Below are 17,064 nucleotides of genomic sequence, written 5' to 3'. Positions count from 1 at the left end.
AATTACTCTAGTTTTCACTTTTGTATTTGACTCAAATGAATTTTACTTAGAAACTAAAAATCCCCTTTATCAAATAACCATCAAATAAAAAAACAACTGATTTTAAGTAGTTTAACTTTTAAAACTAGGTTTATATCAAATAACCATCAAATAAAAAAAGCTTGATTTTAAGCAATTTCAATTCTTAGTTAGAATCGGGCATTTCTAGAATTCCTTAAAACTATACTTATCAATACGAGAACCTAACAATAATTATGTTACCTTAAATAAAAACTGTACCTCAAACCGAACAAGATACCTGCAAGATAAAGCAAATATAAAAAGGTATATAACCTTAGTGTATTACAAAAAAAGCTAAAAGAGCAAACAGTATATATATTTCTTTTTTAGGCCATTTAATTACACAATTTAAAAAAACGCCAAAAGTTCACTACTTTCATACAAATCAGTTTGATTACAAAAAGTAGTACTTTTATGTAAGCAAAAAATATTGATTACAATTTTTGAAGACTAACTACTTTGATTACAAAAAATAGCACTTTTATGTAATCAAAAAATATTGATTACAATTTTTGAAGACTAACTAGTTTGATTACAAAAAACAGCACTTTTATGTAAACAAAAAATATTGATTACAATTTTTGAAGACTAACTACTTTGATTACAAAAAACAGCACTTTTATGTAAACAAAAAATATTGATTACAATTTTTGAAGACTAACTACTTTGATTACAAAAAACAACACTTTTATGTAAGCAAAAAACATTGATTACAATTTTTGAAGACTAACTACTTTGATTACAAAAAACAGCACTTTTGTGTAAACAAAAAATATTGATTACAATTTTTATACTCTAACTAATTTCATTAAAGGTTCAAAAGAATACATCGCAGCTCTACGCCCTGATGATTCTTCTCTTAAAACTAAATAGCCATTATCAACTAATTTTTTAATCATTAGTACTGCTGTTGCATTCGGGATCTTTGTGGTACTAACAAATTTATTATTTCTAAATACTGGATAAGTAAATATAAAATCAAGTATCTCTATATTCCATTTTGAAGATAGTAACTCAGAGAATTCAGTTTTTGTAGTTTCGTACAAACTCTTTATACTCTCAGCTATTTCTAAATTTTTAATTGCTTGATTTTCTACTGCTTTTAAGAAAAAAAGAATCCATTCATTCCAATCCTTTGTTTTGGAAACATTACGCATTTGTTCTATATATTCATCTTTATTTTCTTCAAAATATCCACTAATATAAAAATGAGGTTCTGAAAGAATTTTTTCTCTCCATAAGTTCAGCGTAATTAACATTCTTCCAATTCTTCCATTTCCATCTTTAAAAGGATGCAATGCTTCAAACTCCAAATGCATAATAGCAGTTTTAATTAACGGAGGAAAATCACTATTTTCTAGAAACTTAAAAAGCTGCTCTAATCCATCAACTAGATTTTCAGGCCTAATAGGAATAAACTGAATTTCTCTTTTTAACCTATCTGCCAAATAATTTTGTTCTTTCTTAAATTCACCAGGAGATTTATTTGCTCCTCTACCTAAATATAATAACTGTTGATGCATTTGCTTAAGAAAGCTTAATGAAAAATCATAGCCACTTTCAAGTGCACTTTGAGCATTTTTCAAAGCACGTTGGTATAAGATAGTTTCTATTACATCGGTTTTAGCAGTAGTGATATCCTCACCTTCATGATCAGCCTCATATTGAAGTATCTCATCCATTGTGCTAATTGTACCTTCAATTCTAGAAGATATTACCGCCTCCTGATTTCTTAAAGGAGCTAATAAAATTTCAGTGTTATGTAGGTTTTTTAACATTTGATCAAAACGTGCCAATGCATCAGTAGCCCTCACTAATTCTTGAATAAAAAGAGCATAATCAATACTCTTTGGAGGAAAAACACCATAATGATAATCTACCGCTTTCTCTAAATTATAATCCATACATTTTTATTTTGATTACAAAAATACAAATAAAAACAAAAACAAAGATGTTTGATTACATAAATATACACATTATTGTAATCAATAATATTTTTTATTAAATTATAATGTAAAACAGAAACAGATAAATCTCTATTAAAAATCAAATAAGCTTCCCTATTTACAAAACACGTTTTATCAGTCCCCACAAACATAGTTAAAACAAATTCTCAAATGCCTGATCAAGCTCTTCTCTATTAAAATCCTCTACATAAGCTTCAGTAGTTTTAATAGATTGGTGCCCAAAGGCCTGTTTAAGCATATATAAGTTCACCCCTTTTTTTAATGATAGAGTAGCGAAAGTATGACGAGCTGTATAAAAGGTAATCTTTGTTTTAATCCCGCATTCCTTTGCAATGATATTTAATTGCTTATTATAATAATCCCTAACACTACTTTTTCGTGCTCTTAGTTCTTCTTTAGTATATAAGCTTAAATCTTTATCCAGGATTGAAAAGATGTAATCTGTATCAAATGGCCTATAGATTCTGAAATAGTTTAAGATAGTATCCAAGTCTTTATTCTCTGGTATCTTTACATTAATAGCCACGCCTGTTTTATTTCGGATATAACTAAAACGATTAGAGTTTATATCATCCCATTTTAATTCAGCGATATCAGTAAAGTTCATTCCTCGACAAAAGAAACTAAATAAATAAGTATACAACACCTTAGCTCCTTCAGTATTTTCTGAAAAGTCATAATCAAGTAGCAGCTGTAACTCTTCTTTTGTAAGTGCTTTTTTTATCTTGGTAGATTTCAACTTAGAAATCACATAGTCTCTAAATGGATAATTCTCCAAAGATGCTATTTTTGATTTAATAGCAGAATTATAAATAGCACGTATATTACGCATATATATACCTATTCCTCCATTTGTACAGCCTCTTGATCTTAAGTCTGCTTCAAAGGCTACTAAAAAAGAATAATCAATTTGTGTAAACTCATATTTGATCACCCCAGGCTTAAAACGTTTTAAAGCTTTTAATGAATCATTATATGAACTTGCTGAACTAACTTGACCTGCTTCTTTGAATTGCTCAATCCTATTTTGAAAAAAAGCAACAAATTTTACAATCTCAACCTTCTCTGGTCGAAGTAGAGAATCAAATACTTCAAGTGTAAATTCTTTTTCTTGTTCAATCATCAAGTCCAATACTTTTGACGCATCTTGTTTGAGCGTACTTAATATTCTATTGGCTTGTAAAAAATTTGGGAACTTAGAGGTAAACTCCCCCACTTTTGCATTCCAAAATTTAGGTGCAGTACTATAAGGTGTTTTATAAAATTTACACCTCCTATTAATAGTAACTCTAAGATTAATTGGGTAAGTTCCATCACTTAATTTTGTCTTTTTTAATACAATTTTTAAACTCGTTTTCATCATAAATAATTTTAAAGTACAACATACGTACAACAAATCGGTACTTATCGTGCAAATAGATGAAACAAAAATATTTTAAAAATTTTACAACTAGCTAAAAATCAGTCAGTTTGAAACAAAATGAAATTAAATACAACATTCATTTCTCCGGCTCATAATCAGCAAGTCCCTGGTTCGAGCCCAGGTGGGACCACAAAAAAAAAGCATTCTTAACGGAATGCTTTTTTTGTTTATGGTTGTTTGTGATTTAGTTTTTATATCAAAATAAACCTATGAACACATTATACAGGTTTGTTACAATTATTTTTTTCTTCATAGTAATCTAACCAACTTTTTATCCTCCCCACAAACATTGTAAGGTAGTTCTTAGTGAAGAATATATTAGACCAATCAAATCTTTGTGCTTGTACCCCAAGATAAAACATAAATATTGAAGCACCGGATTCTGGAATTAACTCAATTTCTTTATCCGATAGACTTCTATTTTTCTGATAGCCTTTTAAAAAGCTTTCTGCTTTTAATTCATACTCCTTTTTATCAGATTCAATAAAAAACAATTGCTTTAAAAAGTAACCAACATCCAAAACTAACAACCCATTTCCACAATTATCAAAATCAAAAATGGTAATCTCATTCTCGTTGTTGACACTCAAATTATCATACCAAATATCTAAGTGAACTATTCCAGTTGAATTCTCTAATCCATTAATTTCTTCAAACTTCTTAGAAACCTTGTTTTCAATTTCTTTTAAGTATTTCATTTCTTCCAACCCCTCTTCAAAATAAGGTATTAAAAGTTGATATGCATTATTCAAAAGTATTTTAGAATCATAACTTACTCTGTCTATTTTTTTATTTTCTGTGACATTATGAATCTTTGCCATCAAAGAACCTATTGAGAAACAAGTCTCTTTAGACATAAATCGCATCTTTTCACCCTCAGCAAATGAAAAAAGTACAGCATAACGAATTCCTTCAGGAGCATTTATGTCTTGAATAAAAGCTCCACTACTATCCGAAATTGGATATGAAATAGAAATGGAACTATCCCTAAGTAACTTTAGAAGTTCCAGCTCCTGTTCAATTTCTACTTTTGTTCGCCAATTATGACAGTAAACTCTACAGACAAATTTTGTTTCATTATCTGAAATAAAATAAGTGTGGTTGACCCCTGTCCTAAATAGTTTACACTCGCAGTTTTCTGATAATTGGTATTTTTCTTTTATAAAGTTTCCTAATTCTGTTTCTGATAAAGTTGATGCTGTTACTGGGAAAGTTGTCATTTGATACTATTGTTTTAGGTTACTTTAAATCTTTGAGCTTATATCTAATAAATTCATTCTTAAATACTACATTTTAAAACTACATAGAACATCATATTCTACAAAATGAAAATACTTTGTTTTCAAAAAAACTTAATACATATTGTATAAAATCAATATGCTAATACAGCCAGACAACTCTCAATTATTATTATCTCTTTACAATAACAGCTAAATTCTTTCAAAAGTATCAGTAATAAACAATATATTCCCTCTTCGCTTGGTCTCAAATAACTATATTTGAATTTATTAGCCAAACAAATCCACAATCAAATGAGACACCTAATTATGATTACAGTACTACTTCTTTCATTTGGAATGAAAGCACAGACAGTACAAATTAAAATCCCTGAAACATATGAACTATCAAACATCATTCTAGCATTGACCAAGTATGGAATAGAAGATAAATGGGAAGTACAGAAAAACACTACATACTATCAAGATGTAGTTAAATATTTTGATCCAGTAAAAAATCATCCTCTTCTTGATAGTGTAAATTATTCAAGAGAGAAATGGGAAGACTATCTAAGCTTTAGAACAGATGCAGTTGCATTCTCATTTGATGATAAAGGAAAATTAAAAAGAGACTTTGATTTTTACACCAATCCAGGTCATAATCCTTTTGATAAAAACTTAGAGCTCATCAATGACTTTGTTGAAAAATCACGTTTTAGAGAATTCTATAATCAACAACAAGCAAAGGGATTCTACAGTCGTATTATAAGTAATTATGAAGAATACAATTTTATGAAAGAAAGTCTAACATTCTTAGACACTAGAATTGGTCAAATCACAACAGAAGAAGACAAGGATAAAATCTACAGAATCTACCTTTCACCATTAGTAAACAGAATGAATTGTCACCGAGATATAAGTAAGGATATTGTTGCAGATTTTCCATCTGCTACCGAAGATTTTATCAATGGTGTAGTCAGTGAGGACAACTTAGAAGAAAGGCTTAATTCAAATCATTTAATATTTACCGAAAAAGACCACGAATACATCAACCCTATTACCTTTAGAAACCTACAACTAGTTACAGATAACTTCAATACAAAATATTGGGACAATAATTCTGGTTACAATACTTTTAATTCATTTAATGAATACATGACCTGGGCAGTTTATGATTTATTCCTAGAAGAGTACTTTCCGCAGCAAGCTGCTAAACATTCTATAAATTGGCAATATCAGAATGCTGAGCGTGGTTTCTTTGCACAAAACTTATTTTCTGAAAAAGTAAAAGAACTATACAAAAAGAATAAAGATAAAGATTTTGAACAAATATACTTACCATTACTACAATGGGCTAAAAGCATCGAAGAGAATGTGACATTACCTACACTTGTTAATGTAGATACCAAGAACTTCGTAAAAACTAATCCTAACAATATCCAACTTGAATTCTCTGAACCAATGGACTCAGAACGTCCTTTTAGTTTAGAAATGATGGAGTTTAAGGACAACAAGTCTACTAACAATAAAAAACATGTAGAAATAACAAACCCTAAATGGTCTACTGACAAAAAAGTTGTTACTTTTTCGATTGATACTGACTACAATGAGTTCGCTTTAATCTTTAACTGGTGGGGTATTGATAAACCTATACTCTCTAAAAGGGGTATTTTCTTAGCTCCTAGAAGCTATGTATTACTTAAAAAATAAAATAAAGAAATCACAACCTCAGAGCAAGTCTGAGGTTTTTTTATTCCTTTACCTCTCCACCCTCTCTAGAATCTTATCCATCCACTGCAAGTCATCCATCGCTACTATAACAGTATTAAATTCATATAGTTCTCCTTCACGTTCTACCCCTAGAGAATCATCAATGTGTAAATCAATCTCAAATGCTGGTGGATACTTAGAAATGCTCTTACTTCTCTTACCTAAAGTGCGTTCGTGTAACTGCTGATTTACTACATAATCTACAGAAAGACCATAAGCCCAAAACATGCGTTTGATCTTAGTCTTACTTCGATAAGAAGTAGTATATACACCTATTTGATGTCCTTTACTTCTCAAAGCCTTAAACAGAGTTATAGTACCTAATCTCAGTCTCTCCGCACCCAATAACTTAGCGACAAAAGGTTCCTTCTCTAACGGAAATCGCTTCTTAGCGATCAGAGTATCATCTAAATCAAAAGATATTCTCATTAACTATCCTTTACCCCTCATTAATAATCACATTATCACCTCTACTCTCGAAGTACTCTAGTATAAAGATACAATCGTTAAAGTGGTCCATATCCATATCAACATCTCCTCCCATCTCTACACGTAGAGTAGAAGCACCATATAGATTAGCATCTATAGGATTGTCATCTAGGTCCGTCATACCATCATCTATCATTTCACGTAACTCCTCATTCACATGACTATCACTAGATACAAATAATCTAAACTGATATGCGCCAAAAGTAACTGTCACACAATCATCAGATATTTTGATCTCACTAGGTTGTTGCTCGTTTAGATATTCACTTAAGCCCTCTTTCAGCTCAGTTATAGTTAGTGTAGTCTGTGGTCTAAAATAAATAAGGTAGTTATACATAGTCTGTGGTTTTATAGTATCACTAAGATATAATTTATTATCGAACACTTTATTCACATAAATATTTATACATCAAATAGATATAAAAATTTAACTTTACACGTAAACAAAATTGCTCTCTAAACAATGAAAAAGATATTACTTATCACATCAATACTGTTAACCACTTATACCGTATTCTCTCAAAACTCTTACCCACCTCTTAAAGAAAGAGAAGATGTAAGTATGTCTCTTGATGATCAATTGGCAAACAGTAAAAAAGAGTTTTATCAGGAGTATTACAATCTATATCTCACTGCGATATCAAAGAATAGCCATGCTAAAATAGGAAAATCGAATACTTCTTCTCTACCGTGGAACTTAATTCTAAAACATAATCCAAAAACATTTTTTGAATCTGTTGTGAACTCTATCACTTTTCAGAACCTTGAAGATAACAAGTATATGTTTAAAATTAAACGTCCAATGTCTACAGAAGAAATTAACGAACAGCGAACAACGGGAGGTTTCAAAGTAAAAGATAATCTTACAGACCTTCTTAAAATCAAAATTATGTCTAATACGCTAGTAAATACCAAGAAAAATAAAAAAGTCACTATAGACAATCCTGTAATGCAATCTACTGGAAGTTGGTATCCTAAGATCGATCCTCTTTACCTAGAGTATTGTTACTTTAATTATTTGGATAACATAAACGATATAGAAGGTGATGTCAATGTCCAAATATCTCTTCCTACTGAATATGAAGTTACTGAAATCAATCAACAACAACTAGGTCAAACTATAGAAGTCACCAAAGAACTAAAAATAAAAATATTAGCTTTTGAAGATGATGCTCTTCATTTCGAAATATTAGACAACAAGACACTAGATATAGATATTTTATTCAATGAAGAGAAAGGTGGTTCATATAGTTTTGAAGTAACTAAAAAAATATATGATTTCTTTCGAATGAACGCTAATCTTGACTTTACAAAATTCACAAGAGAAATAAGTAAATACTCGGATTCAGCCACAGAAGATAAATCACATGATAACATTGTTCACGTTTATACATTTCAAAACAAAATAGATAAGTTTTACCTATACAGACCTATTGAAAAAACAAAACTTACTGAGAACTTAACACTTACATTAGAGCACAGCTATGACTAATGCTTCTACACATACTATTCTCAACCTATTTCCTTCGACTATTCTAGGACAATGCTAGGAGTTTAGACGCTAAACAGGCTTGTTTGTCGAACAATACACGAGTGATACTCCTAGCATTCTCCTTTGAACATACTCTTGAAGTGCTCACACAATTATCAATAGTACTTATCATAATGAGTTTACAAAAGAACAGCAGGCTGAGCAATCCATATTATTAAAAATACTATCATTTCAAATCAAGAATGCAGTTATAATCATTTGGTGTAATATTAGACTTTTTTATCACATCTTATGAACAACAAAAAAAGCACCTGTATAAATACAGATGCTTTCCAATTAAATATAACACAACAAATCTAAATCATTATTAATACTTCTAAATCCATACTAGATTAGAAGTCAAACTTACTTTTACCATTAATCATTCGAGAGATAATTCCATTATCAGCACTTAACTCAGCTAATAGTACTCCTACAAAGTGAATAACTAAGAAGCTGGCAAAATAATAAATCGAAGCCTTATGTATCATTTTTATATCCACTCGAGGTAAGATCTCTAGGTCAAATTCTATCACTAATCCAGTCAGTAGAGAAGTAATGACGCATAGATAGAACACTAAATAGATTACAGCTCTTAGACGAGTATTAAAGGTATATCCGACTTTAAAAGGATTTAGCAATGGCAACTTGCCAAACATAGCTAAGAAAAACCTTAAGAATATCAGCACACATAATGCATATCCTAGATACTTATGCCAATCCCACATCGGCTTGCGGATGCGTTTAGCGAGCACCTCAGCCTTCTCTTGTGTCATATTTACCCCTTGAGCATTACAGTAGTCCATAATGATATCACTTACAGCCCCTTTATTTAACCACGTCATACGCAGTAGTATAGTAGCTAATATACCTAGCATAACTATAGCTATACTCCAATGCAAAAGCCTAAATAACAAACTATAGCTATCACCTCTACCTCTCATTTTTCACTTCTTTTATTTATAAATTAAATATTAAAATAGTTAATTTGTAAAAGTTACAATATTCAAATATATAAATAACAAATAATAATATACAAATAAATAGCAAATAATATAAATCAAATGTATAAAGTGCTGCATCTTGGCACAATATTTTAATATTATATACGTTATAGATATTAGCTAAGAAGCACAGTAGTACTAGAAATTGTCAGTTTAATACTACTTTTAAGAAAATCAAGGACTAGCTTGCAGAAAAAATTTAAAATAAAGTATTAATATTTATATTAAATTTGCAGGGTGAAAAAACAAATTGTTATTTGAATCAAAAAAAAATTGGAATGAAAAAGATATTACTCTTATTCGTAATACTAATGTCAATTAGTACTTCTTATGGTCAACGAAAATCTAAAAAAGAAGTTGAGCCAGCAAAAAAAATAGAGTTCACTGACTTAACAGAGATTCTTGCTCGTAAAGATGAGATCAAGCTAAACTCTAAACAAGTAGCTGCGATCACTATCAAAAATGAGTATGTAAAACGCGATCTACAAAGCTTAAACTCTAAAACAAAAATGGAGGAAGTAGAGAAAAACAAACACCAACGTGATTTGTTTGACGGATACAACTCTTTTGTAAACAGAACTCTAGACGAAGACCAATTAGAGACTTGGAATAAGATTAAGAAAGAAATGGCTGAGGCTAGTGAAGAGCGTACAGATCTTAAGACAGAATTAAAAGAATTAGAAGTAGCACATGCTGCTGACGTAAAGGAGATTTACAGAAAGTATAGCAAAGACCGTAAAATCTACTACGCAAGAAGAGATGTAGCGAAGAAACAATATGCAGCTGACAGAGCTCGTATCTATGCTAAATATAACCAAACTGAAGAAGGAGCTGAAGGAGAGAAAGTACTTACTCTAGAAGAGATTGCTTTATTAACTAAAGAGTTTGATGAGAGCTACGGACAACAACAATCTAGCCCATTAGAATACTTAGACATAAAAGAAGAAACTTCTACTGAAGAATCTGAAGAATATACACCAGAGGGAGATTATTAATCTCCCTTTTTTTGTACCTATAAAGAGTATAATTCAATTTATATCTGGTGTTAAAAATATATAAATGTCCGAATACAACCAAAATACAAGTATATTAAACATAACCTTTTCATGTTTTTTAGCTTACTTTGCATAAAAAATAAATTATGTCTTATATCAGCAAAGTTATTAGTGGAAAATGCCCTAACTGTGGTAAAGAGCACATATTCCATGACAAAGGAAATCCGATTACATTTAAAATGCCAAAGATGACGAAAGAATGTGGTTCTTGTGGTTACAACTTCCATAGAGAAACAGGATTTTACTTTGGTGCGATGTATATGAGTTACGCATTAACAGTAGCAGAGATGATCACTGTTATGGTACTTCGTTTAATTTTAAATTACCTATTTGATTTGAATATCACAATGTTACATGCATTCATTGCAATCGTATTTGTAATTTTCATTATGTGGACATTTAATTATCGTTTATCACGCGTTATGTGGCTAAACTTATTTTATAAAAAAGATGAGCAATAGTCTAGGTTTATTCAAATAAAAGTTATTATATTTGCACCACCTAAGACAGAAACGGGTGTAGTTCAAGGGTAGAATAGCGGTCTCCAAAACCGTTGATGGGGGTTCGAATCCCTCCACCCGTGCAAGCGAAAAAAAGCTCCTTAATTTTACATTAAGGAGCTTTTTGTTTTTACCTATTTAGTTATACTTTTTCAAGAACTCTTTTGGGGTATATCCCACTTTCTTTTTAAAGACTTTAGAGAAGTATGAATAATCGTCATACCCTAACATACTTCCTATCTCATTAAAGCTTTTACCAGTATAGATAAGCATACGCTTAGCTTCCAGTATTACTCTATCGATGATAATATCAGTTGTAGTCTTATCCACGAGAGTCTTGCACACCCTGTTTAGGTGTTTTTGTGTCATATTCATCCACTCAGCGTATACTGCTGCTGACTTCTCTGTCTGAAAATTCTTCTCTAATAAATCTTCGAAGTGCTGAAGGTGATTATTGTATTGCAGATTAGAAACGGCTATGAACGAATCACCTGCTAGTATAAGCCTATTAAACTCTATATATAACAGAGAAGCTAGATTGACTAGTACTGTATTCTTCTTCCATCTATTACCATCTACTTCTTCCGCTATACGCTTAAACACACTCTCTAAGATCAATTTATCTTGTCCTTCTATAATCAATCCATTAGGATAGTAGCTAGAGCGGAATACAGGATACTCACGTATCGTCTCACGCACGAAATATAAATCGAAAAACTCCTGAGTATGAAAGAAGATATACCCATCTATATCATCTGATAATACCCAACTATGTGTTTGACCAGGTGCTAATACAAAGATAGCTCCGGGCTTAATCTCATAACTGTGAAAATCTATCTCGTGGGTACCGCTCCCCTGTGTAAAGATCATACATACATAAAAGTCGTGTCTATGCGGCTTCTCTACGTGATTATGATTAGTGATAAGGTGTTGCGGAATAGTGTTGGCATAAAAGTCAGCTCCCTTAACCTCATCCGTCAAATCGCGCATTTGTAAAATAGTAATCTCTTCCATTTACCCATATATTTAGATGAGCAAAAATAACATATTTCATTTACAATTGGTCATTTACGTCATTTAGAGCCTAGTTTAACTGTGTTTTAGCTAAACTTTATTATCTTTATCCACATTGAATAAAACAATTGTTATGAAATATATACTACCTATTCTTGCAGTATTTGCATTGGTATCATGTGGAGGTGAATCTAAAAAAACAGATTTAGAAACGATAGACAAACAGTCTGCTCGTGAAGTAACAATCAAATCTGTGGTAGCAGGTGATAGTATCTTACATATCACTAGTCAAAAAATATGGGCTAATGGACAGTTAGTAACCCAAAAGACTGATACGTTAAAGACTGCTAAGGAAGTAAAGGCATGGGGTGAGTCTACATCGACTACGCTAGTTAAAGTGCCTATTTATGTAACTGTAGAATAAATAGACTATGAATAGAAAAAGTAGTAAAGCAGTCAGCTTAGTCTTAATTACTGCGGCTTTAGCCTCGTGCTCTAAGACTCCTGAAAAAGAAGAAAACAAAGAACAAGCACAAAAGGTATATATGCGTGCAGATAGCTCAGCTCCGTATACTGATGTGACAGAACAATATAATCAACAACGTCACAGTAGTGGTGGCGGTATGGGTAGTGCACTACTGTGGTATATGGCATTCAGACCTCTTATGGGAGGTGGTATGGGATATGCGAGTAATGGGCTATCTCATCAAGCTAACGTAGGAAATAATACGAATAAATCTAATGCTGTAAAGAAACAGACCTCTGCTAGAGGTGGTTTTGGTAACACTTCTAAATCTTCGACTGTTAGTTCATAACCTATGAGAATAAAATATTTGACAGCTGATTCTAACTGGCAAAAGAGATTAGAAGATAACGGATTCGGGTTTCACACAGACGAAAACAATGTACCTTACTGGATAGAGCATTACTACTACAGTATCTCACCAGAGTTTGCTGATAAAGTATACAATGCGACTACTGAATTATGGCAAATGTGTTTAGAGGCTGTAGATCACGTAATCACTAATAAATTGTTTGACCAATTTCAGATACCTATCTTCTTTCACGACCATATTACTAAGTCATGGGAAAACGATGCACCGAGTATCTATGGCCGTTTTGACTTTGTCTATGACGATATCAAACAGCAATTAAAGGTATTAGAGTTTAATGCTGATACACCTACTTCTCTTTATGAGACTGGGGTTACACAGTGGCAATGGATGCAACACTACTTCAGAGACCGTAAAGACCAGTTTAACTCTGTGCACGATAGATTAATCGAATCATGGAAAGAGCTTAAGCCATATCTTAAAGGTGATACGCTACACTTTAGTTGCATGCGTGAGACTTTAGAGGACTTGACGAATGTAGAGTATCTAAGAGATACAGCTATACAGGCTGGTATCAATACGCAGCTAATCTATATCGATGATATCGGTTGGAATGGTGTGAACTTCACTGATCTTAATGAAGATACGATAACAGATATCTTTAAGCTATACCCTTGGGAATGGTTAGTATATGAGCCTTTTGCTTTACACATTCCTAATGATGAAGCTGAGGCTAACTGGATAGAACCTTCATGGAAGATGATACTGTCTAATAAAGCTATTATGGCTGTATTATGGCAACTGTATCCTAATCATCCATTGCTACTAGAAACATACTTTGATACGCCTAATGGCATGCGTGATTATGTAAAGAAACCACTACTTTCTAGAGAAGGTGCTAATGTGACGATGTATAAAAATGGAGCCATAGTAGAGGCTACTCCTGGTGATTATGGCGAGGAGGGATATATCTGTCAAGCATTAGCTAATCTACATCAGGAGACTACAGGATACTCTATCATCGGTAGCTGGGTTATCGGACAAGAGTCTTGTGGTATCACATTTAGAGAGAGTAATAATAGGATTACTACCGATAAGAGTAGATTCATCCCTCATATTATCGAAGAATAAACATCTATATAACATTCTGATACAGTGCTAATCATTCTAAAAGATTAATACTGTATCAGTTTTTTTAAACACCCCCTTTATGACACCCGAATTTATATATGACCAGAAGTATAAGGATACAGTCTTTGGCTTTAATGATATCTCTTTTAGAGAATTTGAAAACTGTAAGTTTGAGAACTGTGATTTGAGTGGATGTTCTTTCCTTGCTACTATGTTTATTGACTGTGAGTTTATCAACTGTAGTTTTAAAGACGCAGAAGTAAACTATGTAGGGCTACGCAATGTAAACTTTATAGCGTGTAACTTCACTCGCGTAAACTTTGCAATGATTGATCAGACTATCTTCGAATTCACATTTACAGATTGTAATCTAGAGTTCGCCCAATTCTATGGTCTTAAACTGAAGAAACAGTTATTCTCTAACTGTAGCATGATTAGTGTTGACTTCTCAGAGACAGATTTGACTATGGCACTGTTTGACAACTGTAATCTACATCGTGCAGTATTTACTAAAGCGAATGCTGAGAAAGCGGACTTCTACACTAGCTATAACTATGAGATAGATCCACAAACGACCAAGCTTAAGAAGGCAATATTCTCTAGAAATGGACTGGAAGGATTATTAACTAGACATCAATTAGTTCTAAAATAAGACATCATTATTACGAATAAGCAAATATAAATTAGTATTTTTAGGTATTAATTTAACTTATTTTCATAATGAAACTGTCTAAACGTGTAAAAACTCTTTTAATAATTGGATTGATTATTATCGGTCTTTACCAAGGCGGTAAGTATGCACTAAATCGTTTTATATACAAGCATCTTCCAGAGCTTATAGCTGAGAAAAATGATACTCCTTATAACTTTACTTATGAAGATATCGATTACTCTCCTGCTCTGCGAAGACTGACTGTATCCGGTATCACTGTTACTCCTAAGGATACCATCACTCATAAAAATACTACTTATATAAAAGGCCATCTAGACAATATCGTCATTCAAGGTGTGGCTATCAAAGAGCTCTTTAAAACAAAAAACTTAAAGGCAAATAAGATTAAACTAAATACGCTAGATATAGTAGTGATACAGGGAGATACTGTGGTAGATCAGCCGAAAGAAGTCAATATCACTAATATCATTGACATCAATACTATCGCGGTAAATAATGCCCATATCGTTATCAAAAATAGAGCTAATCACACTCGCCTTAACGAGGTATATAACTTTAATGCTGATATTACAGGAGTTCACTTTGCACAAGAAGTAAAGGAGAAAGGGCTACCATTTAGCTATGAAGGATATACGATGTCTTGTGACTCTGTGTACAACAAACTTAACGATTGGCACAAACTTACGTTAGGTAAGGTAATCATTAACCCTACTTCTCTAGAGGTAAATCAGATATCTGTAGAGCCTTTTTCGAAGACTGTAAACTCTAATAATCTGGAGAAGAACTTACTCTCTGTAAACATCCCTAAAGTAAGCCTTACAGGTACTGACTGGGGATATAGAGATGAGAAGCACTTCTATTTACAAATAGGTAAGATAGAGACTGACTCTACTGCTATCACTATTAAGAATAACAAACTAAAAGAAGATATCACTGTAGCTGAACAACAGCCTAAAAAAGGGAAAAAGAAAAATGCAAAGAAGAGCAATACTCCTATCGTAAAAGTGGTAGATACCATTCCTTCTCTTGTTCCTTTTGACTTACAGATTGGGGATATCAAGATTAATAAACTGTCATTAGATGCACTAGATACATGGAAGACAAAGAAGATGAATATCTCTATATCGAAGATAGTGAATAAAGCAGGTGAACAAATGGAGATTAATAAACTACTTATAGATTCTCCTACGATTACGTTAACCCCTAATCAGGTAAAGAAAAAGCCTTCTAATAAAACTAAACTGCTAATGGATCGCATCAAGCTAGATACATTAGTAGTAAACAAAGGGGCTTTTGCGATACATCAACGCAAGGGTGATAAACACACACTGAATATAGCTGATGTCAACGCGACTATTCTGAATATAGAGATTAATGATAAGACTTCATTAAATAAGATTCCGTTCTCTTATGATAAAACTAAGTTTACCACAGGAGCTATTAAGTATGATACTCAGAAGTACTATGATATTACTGCTGATAATCTATCTATAGACAATAAGGATCTTAAGCTTACTAACTTTGTGATGAAGCCTAAGTACTCACGTAAGAAAACAGTGAGTATGTTTAGATATGCAGATGATATATTTACATTAAATGCGAAAGAGATTACTCTAAAGCATTATAAATGGGACTTTGACAAAGCTGGTGTACTTCTGTTTAAAACAGAACTGCTAAACATCAATCAGCTAGATGCTAATATATTTAGAGATAAATCTCCTACGTTCAATATGAGCATTAAACCGATGTTTAGTAAGAAATTGAGAGATATTCCTTTTGGCCTACAAGTAAATACAGTGGCTATCAAAAATTCTAAACTAGTATACGAGGAGACAGATAAAAATGCTGTAGCGCCTGGTAAGATTATGTTTCACAACTTTAATGCTACGATTAAGAATGTATATAGCGGTTATGGACAGACGAAAGTTCCTACTACTTCTATAGCTGTAAACGCACGCTTTATGAATGCTGCTCCTCTAAGAGTAGACTGGACATTTAATGTACTGAATAGAAGTGACCAATTTAATATACAAGGTAAGATTACTAACTTCCCTGCTAACTCTATGCAACCCTTCTTACAACCTTATATAAAGGCGTCTACTCAAGGGAGCATTAGTCTAGTGACGTTTAACTTTAGTGGAAATAACAGATCAGCTACGGGGACATATGGAATGAAATACGAAGATCTAAGAGTAACTATTTACAAAAAGGACGGAGAGAAAAAGAAGAAGTTCTTATCTGCTGTAGGAAATATGTTTATAAGAAAGAGTACGAAGGACGAGGTCAAGACTGTTAATATCAAAACGGTGGACAGAGTACAAGAGAAGTCTTTTTTCAATTACCTTTGGCTATGCATTATGCAAGGTTTAAAACAAACTGTATTATAACAATAAACAA

At 32.2% G+C, this 17,064-nt stretch carries 16 protein-coding genes and 1 tRNA gene; 10 read left to right on the top strand and 7 right to left on the bottom strand.

The genetic code is table 11. The features are described from left to right. Window positions 1-848: 848 nt before the first annotated feature. From BMX53_RS06270 to BMX53_RS06255, 3 genes are all read right to left on the bottom strand, one after another. Complete coding sequence (locus tag BMX53_RS06270) at window positions 849-1,964, bottom strand: Fic family protein (RefSeq protein ID WP_006260539.1); 1,116 nt, start codon at window positions 1,962-1,964, stop codon at window positions 849-851. A gap of 196 nt (window positions 1,965-2,160) precedes the next feature. After that, window positions 2,161-3,387, bottom strand: a complete 1,227-nt coding sequence (locus tag BMX53_RS06260) for a site-specific integrase (protein ID WP_074745299.1) — start codon at window positions 3,385-3,387, stop codon at window positions 2,161-2,163. A 281-nt stretch (window positions 3,388-3,668) separates the two neighbouring features. Further along, complete coding sequence (locus BMX53_RS06255) at window positions 3,669-4,670, bottom strand: phosphotransferase (protein WP_074745159.1); 1,002 nt, start codon at window positions 4,668-4,670, stop codon at window positions 3,669-3,671. A 312-nt stretch (window positions 4,671-4,982) separates the two neighbouring features. On the opposite strand from BMX53_RS06255, the gene BMX53_RS06250 reads away from it, so the two are divergent. Continuing rightward, on the top strand, window positions 4,983-6,377 hold the full coding sequence (locus tag BMX53_RS06250) for a hypothetical protein (protein WP_074745157.1): 1,395 nt from the start codon (window positions 4,983-4,985) through the stop codon (window positions 6,375-6,377). Between the two features lie 48 nt (window positions 6,378-6,425). On the opposite strand, the gene BMX53_RS06245 is transcribed toward BMX53_RS06250, so the two are convergent. Next, window positions 6,426-6,866 (bottom strand): hypothetical protein, encoded by a 441-nt coding sequence (locus BMX53_RS06245; protein ID WP_074745155.1) that lies wholly within the window; start codon window positions 6,864-6,866, stop codon window positions 6,426-6,428. A gap of 10 nt (window positions 6,867-6,876) precedes the next feature. After that, window positions 6,877-7,263 carry a hypothetical protein gene (locus tag BMX53_RS06240; RefSeq protein ID WP_143061406.1) on the bottom strand — a complete coding sequence of 129 codons (387 nt, stop codon included), beginning with the start codon at window positions 7,261-7,263 and terminating at the stop codon, window positions 6,877-6,879. A gap of 126 nt (window positions 7,264-7,389) precedes the next feature. On the opposite strand from BMX53_RS06240, the gene BMX53_RS06235 reads away from it, so the two are divergent. After that, window positions 7,390-8,418 carry a hypothetical protein gene (locus BMX53_RS06235; protein WP_074745151.1) on the top strand — a complete coding sequence of 343 codons (1,029 nt, stop codon included), beginning with the start codon at window positions 7,390-7,392 and terminating at the stop codon, window positions 8,416-8,418. 392 nt (window positions 8,419-8,810) lie between these two features. On the opposite strand, the gene BMX53_RS06230 is transcribed toward BMX53_RS06235, so the two are convergent. Further along, window positions 8,811-9,401, bottom strand: a complete 591-nt coding sequence (locus BMX53_RS06230) for a cytochrome b/b6 domain-containing protein (protein ID WP_063176832.1) — start codon at window positions 9,399-9,401, stop codon at window positions 8,811-8,813. 338 nt (window positions 9,402-9,739) lie between these two features. Here BMX53_RS06230 and BMX53_RS06225 point away from each other — a divergent pair, with 338 nt between their 5' ends. From BMX53_RS06225 to BMX53_RS06215, 3 genes are all read left to right on the top strand, one after another. Continuing rightward, window positions 9,740-10,456, top strand: a complete 717-nt coding sequence (locus tag BMX53_RS06225; protein ID WP_074745149.1) for a hypothetical protein — start codon at window positions 9,740-9,742, stop codon at window positions 10,454-10,456. 146 nt (window positions 10,457-10,602) lie between these two features. Then, complete coding sequence (locus BMX53_RS06220) at window positions 10,603-10,977, top strand: DUF983 domain-containing protein (protein WP_038988310.1); 375 nt, start codon at window positions 10,603-10,605, stop codon at window positions 10,975-10,977. 51 nt (window positions 10,978-11,028) lie between these two features. Next, window positions 11,029-11,099: transfer RNA gene (locus BMX53_RS06215), tRNA-Trp, on the top strand. Between the two features lie 55 nt (window positions 11,100-11,154). Here the strand turns inward: BMX53_RS06215 and BMX53_RS06210 are convergent. Beyond that, the gene (locus BMX53_RS06210) at window positions 11,155-12,030 is read right to left on the bottom strand and encodes a helix-turn-helix domain-containing protein (RefSeq protein ID WP_074745147.1); all 876 of its coding nucleotides are present in this window, start codon (window positions 12,028-12,030) and stop codon (window positions 11,155-11,157) included. A gap of 133 nt (window positions 12,031-12,163) precedes the next feature. Between BMX53_RS06210 and BMX53_RS06205 the strand changes: the two genes are divergently transcribed. The 5 genes from BMX53_RS06205 to BMX53_RS06185 all read left to right on the top strand — a co-directional run bounded on the left by BMX53_RS06205 (window position 12,164) and on the right by BMX53_RS06185 (window position 17,054). Continuing rightward, the gene (locus BMX53_RS06205) at window positions 12,164-12,454 is read left to right on the top strand and encodes a hypothetical protein (protein WP_074745145.1); all 291 of its coding nucleotides are present in this window, start codon (window positions 12,164-12,166) and stop codon (window positions 12,452-12,454) included. Window positions 12,455-12,461: 7 nt separating this feature from the next. Continuing rightward, the gene (locus tag BMX53_RS06200) at window positions 12,462-12,845 is read left to right on the top strand and encodes a hypothetical protein (protein WP_038988307.1); all 384 of its coding nucleotides are present in this window, start codon (window positions 12,462-12,464) and stop codon (window positions 12,843-12,845) included. A gap of 3 nt (window positions 12,846-12,848) precedes the next feature. Next, window positions 12,849-13,994, top strand: a complete 1,146-nt coding sequence (locus tag BMX53_RS06195; protein ID WP_074745143.1) for a glutathionylspermidine synthase family protein — start codon at window positions 12,849-12,851, stop codon at window positions 13,992-13,994. A 79-nt stretch (window positions 13,995-14,073) separates the two neighbouring features. Next, a complete protein-coding gene (locus tag BMX53_RS06190) occupies window positions 14,074-14,646 on the top strand; it encodes a pentapeptide repeat-containing protein (protein ID WP_038988305.1) in 573 nt (190 codons plus the stop codon). Window positions 14,647-14,714: 68 nt separating this feature from the next. Beyond that, entirely contained in the window at window positions 14,715-17,054 is a 2,340-nt protein-coding gene (locus BMX53_RS06185; RefSeq protein ID WP_074745141.1) for a DUF748 domain-containing protein, read from the top strand. The last annotated feature ends 10 nt before the right edge of the window (window positions 17,055-17,064 follow it).

Source organism: Myroides marinus, from assembly GCF_900109075.1.
Taxonomy (GTDB): Bacteria; Bacteroidota; Bacteroidia; order Flavobacteriales; family Flavobacteriaceae; genus Flavobacterium; species Flavobacterium marinum_A.
The sequence above is the reverse complement of the archived record's forward strand: the minus strand, read 5'-3'. Positions and strand labels throughout refer to the sequence as shown.

Bases quoted from the DNA above. Each gene is read 5' to 3' on its own strand.
- BMX53_RS06270 (WP_006260539.1), bottom strand. From the start codon at position 1,964: ATGGATTATAATTTAGAGAAAGCGGTAGATTATCATTATGGTGTTTTT.
- BMX53_RS06260 (WP_074745299.1), bottom strand. From the start codon at position 3,387: ATGAAAACGAGTTTAAAAATTGTATTAAAAAAGACAAAATTAAGTGAT.
- BMX53_RS06255 (WP_074745159.1), bottom strand. From the start codon at position 4,670: ATGACAACTTTCCCAGTAACAGCATCAACTTTATCAGAAACAGAATTA.
- BMX53_RS06250 (WP_074745157.1), top strand. From the start codon at position 4,983: ATGAGACACCTAATTATGATTACAGTACTACTTCTTTCATTTGGAATG.
- BMX53_RS06245 (WP_074745155.1), bottom strand. From the start codon at position 6,866: ATGAGAATATCTTTTGATTTAGATGATACTCTGATCGCTAAGAAGCGA.
- BMX53_RS06240 (WP_143061406.1), bottom strand. From the start codon at position 7,263: ATGTATAACTACCTTATTTATTTTAGACCACAGACTACACTAACTATA.
- BMX53_RS06235 (WP_074745151.1), top strand. From the start codon at position 7,390: ATGAAAAAGATATTACTTATCACATCAATACTGTTAACCACTTATACC.
- BMX53_RS06230 (WP_063176832.1), bottom strand. From the start codon at position 9,401: ATGAGAGGTAGAGGTGATAGCTATAGTTTGTTATTTAGGCTTTTGCAT.
- BMX53_RS06225 (WP_074745149.1), top strand. From the start codon at position 9,740: ATGAAAAAGATATTACTCTTATTCGTAATACTAATGTCAATTAGTACT.
- BMX53_RS06220 (WP_038988310.1), top strand. From the start codon at position 10,603: ATGTCTTATATCAGCAAAGTTATTAGTGGAAAATGCCCTAACTGTGGT.
- BMX53_RS06210 (WP_074745147.1), bottom strand. From the start codon at position 12,030: ATGGAAGAGATTACTATTTTACAAATGCGCGATTTGACGGATGAGGTT.
- BMX53_RS06205 (WP_074745145.1), top strand. From the start codon at position 12,164: ATGAAATATATACTACCTATTCTTGCAGTATTTGCATTGGTATCATGT.
- BMX53_RS06200 (WP_038988307.1), top strand. From the start codon at position 12,462: ATGAATAGAAAAAGTAGTAAAGCAGTCAGCTTAGTCTTAATTACTGCG.
- BMX53_RS06195 (WP_074745143.1), top strand. From the start codon at position 12,849: ATGAGAATAAAATATTTGACAGCTGATTCTAACTGGCAAAAGAGATTA.
- BMX53_RS06190 (WP_038988305.1), top strand. From the start codon at position 14,074: ATGACACCCGAATTTATATATGACCAGAAGTATAAGGATACAGTCTTT.
- BMX53_RS06185 (WP_074745141.1), top strand. From the start codon at position 14,715: ATGAAACTGTCTAAACGTGTAAAAACTCTTTTAATAATTGGATTGATT.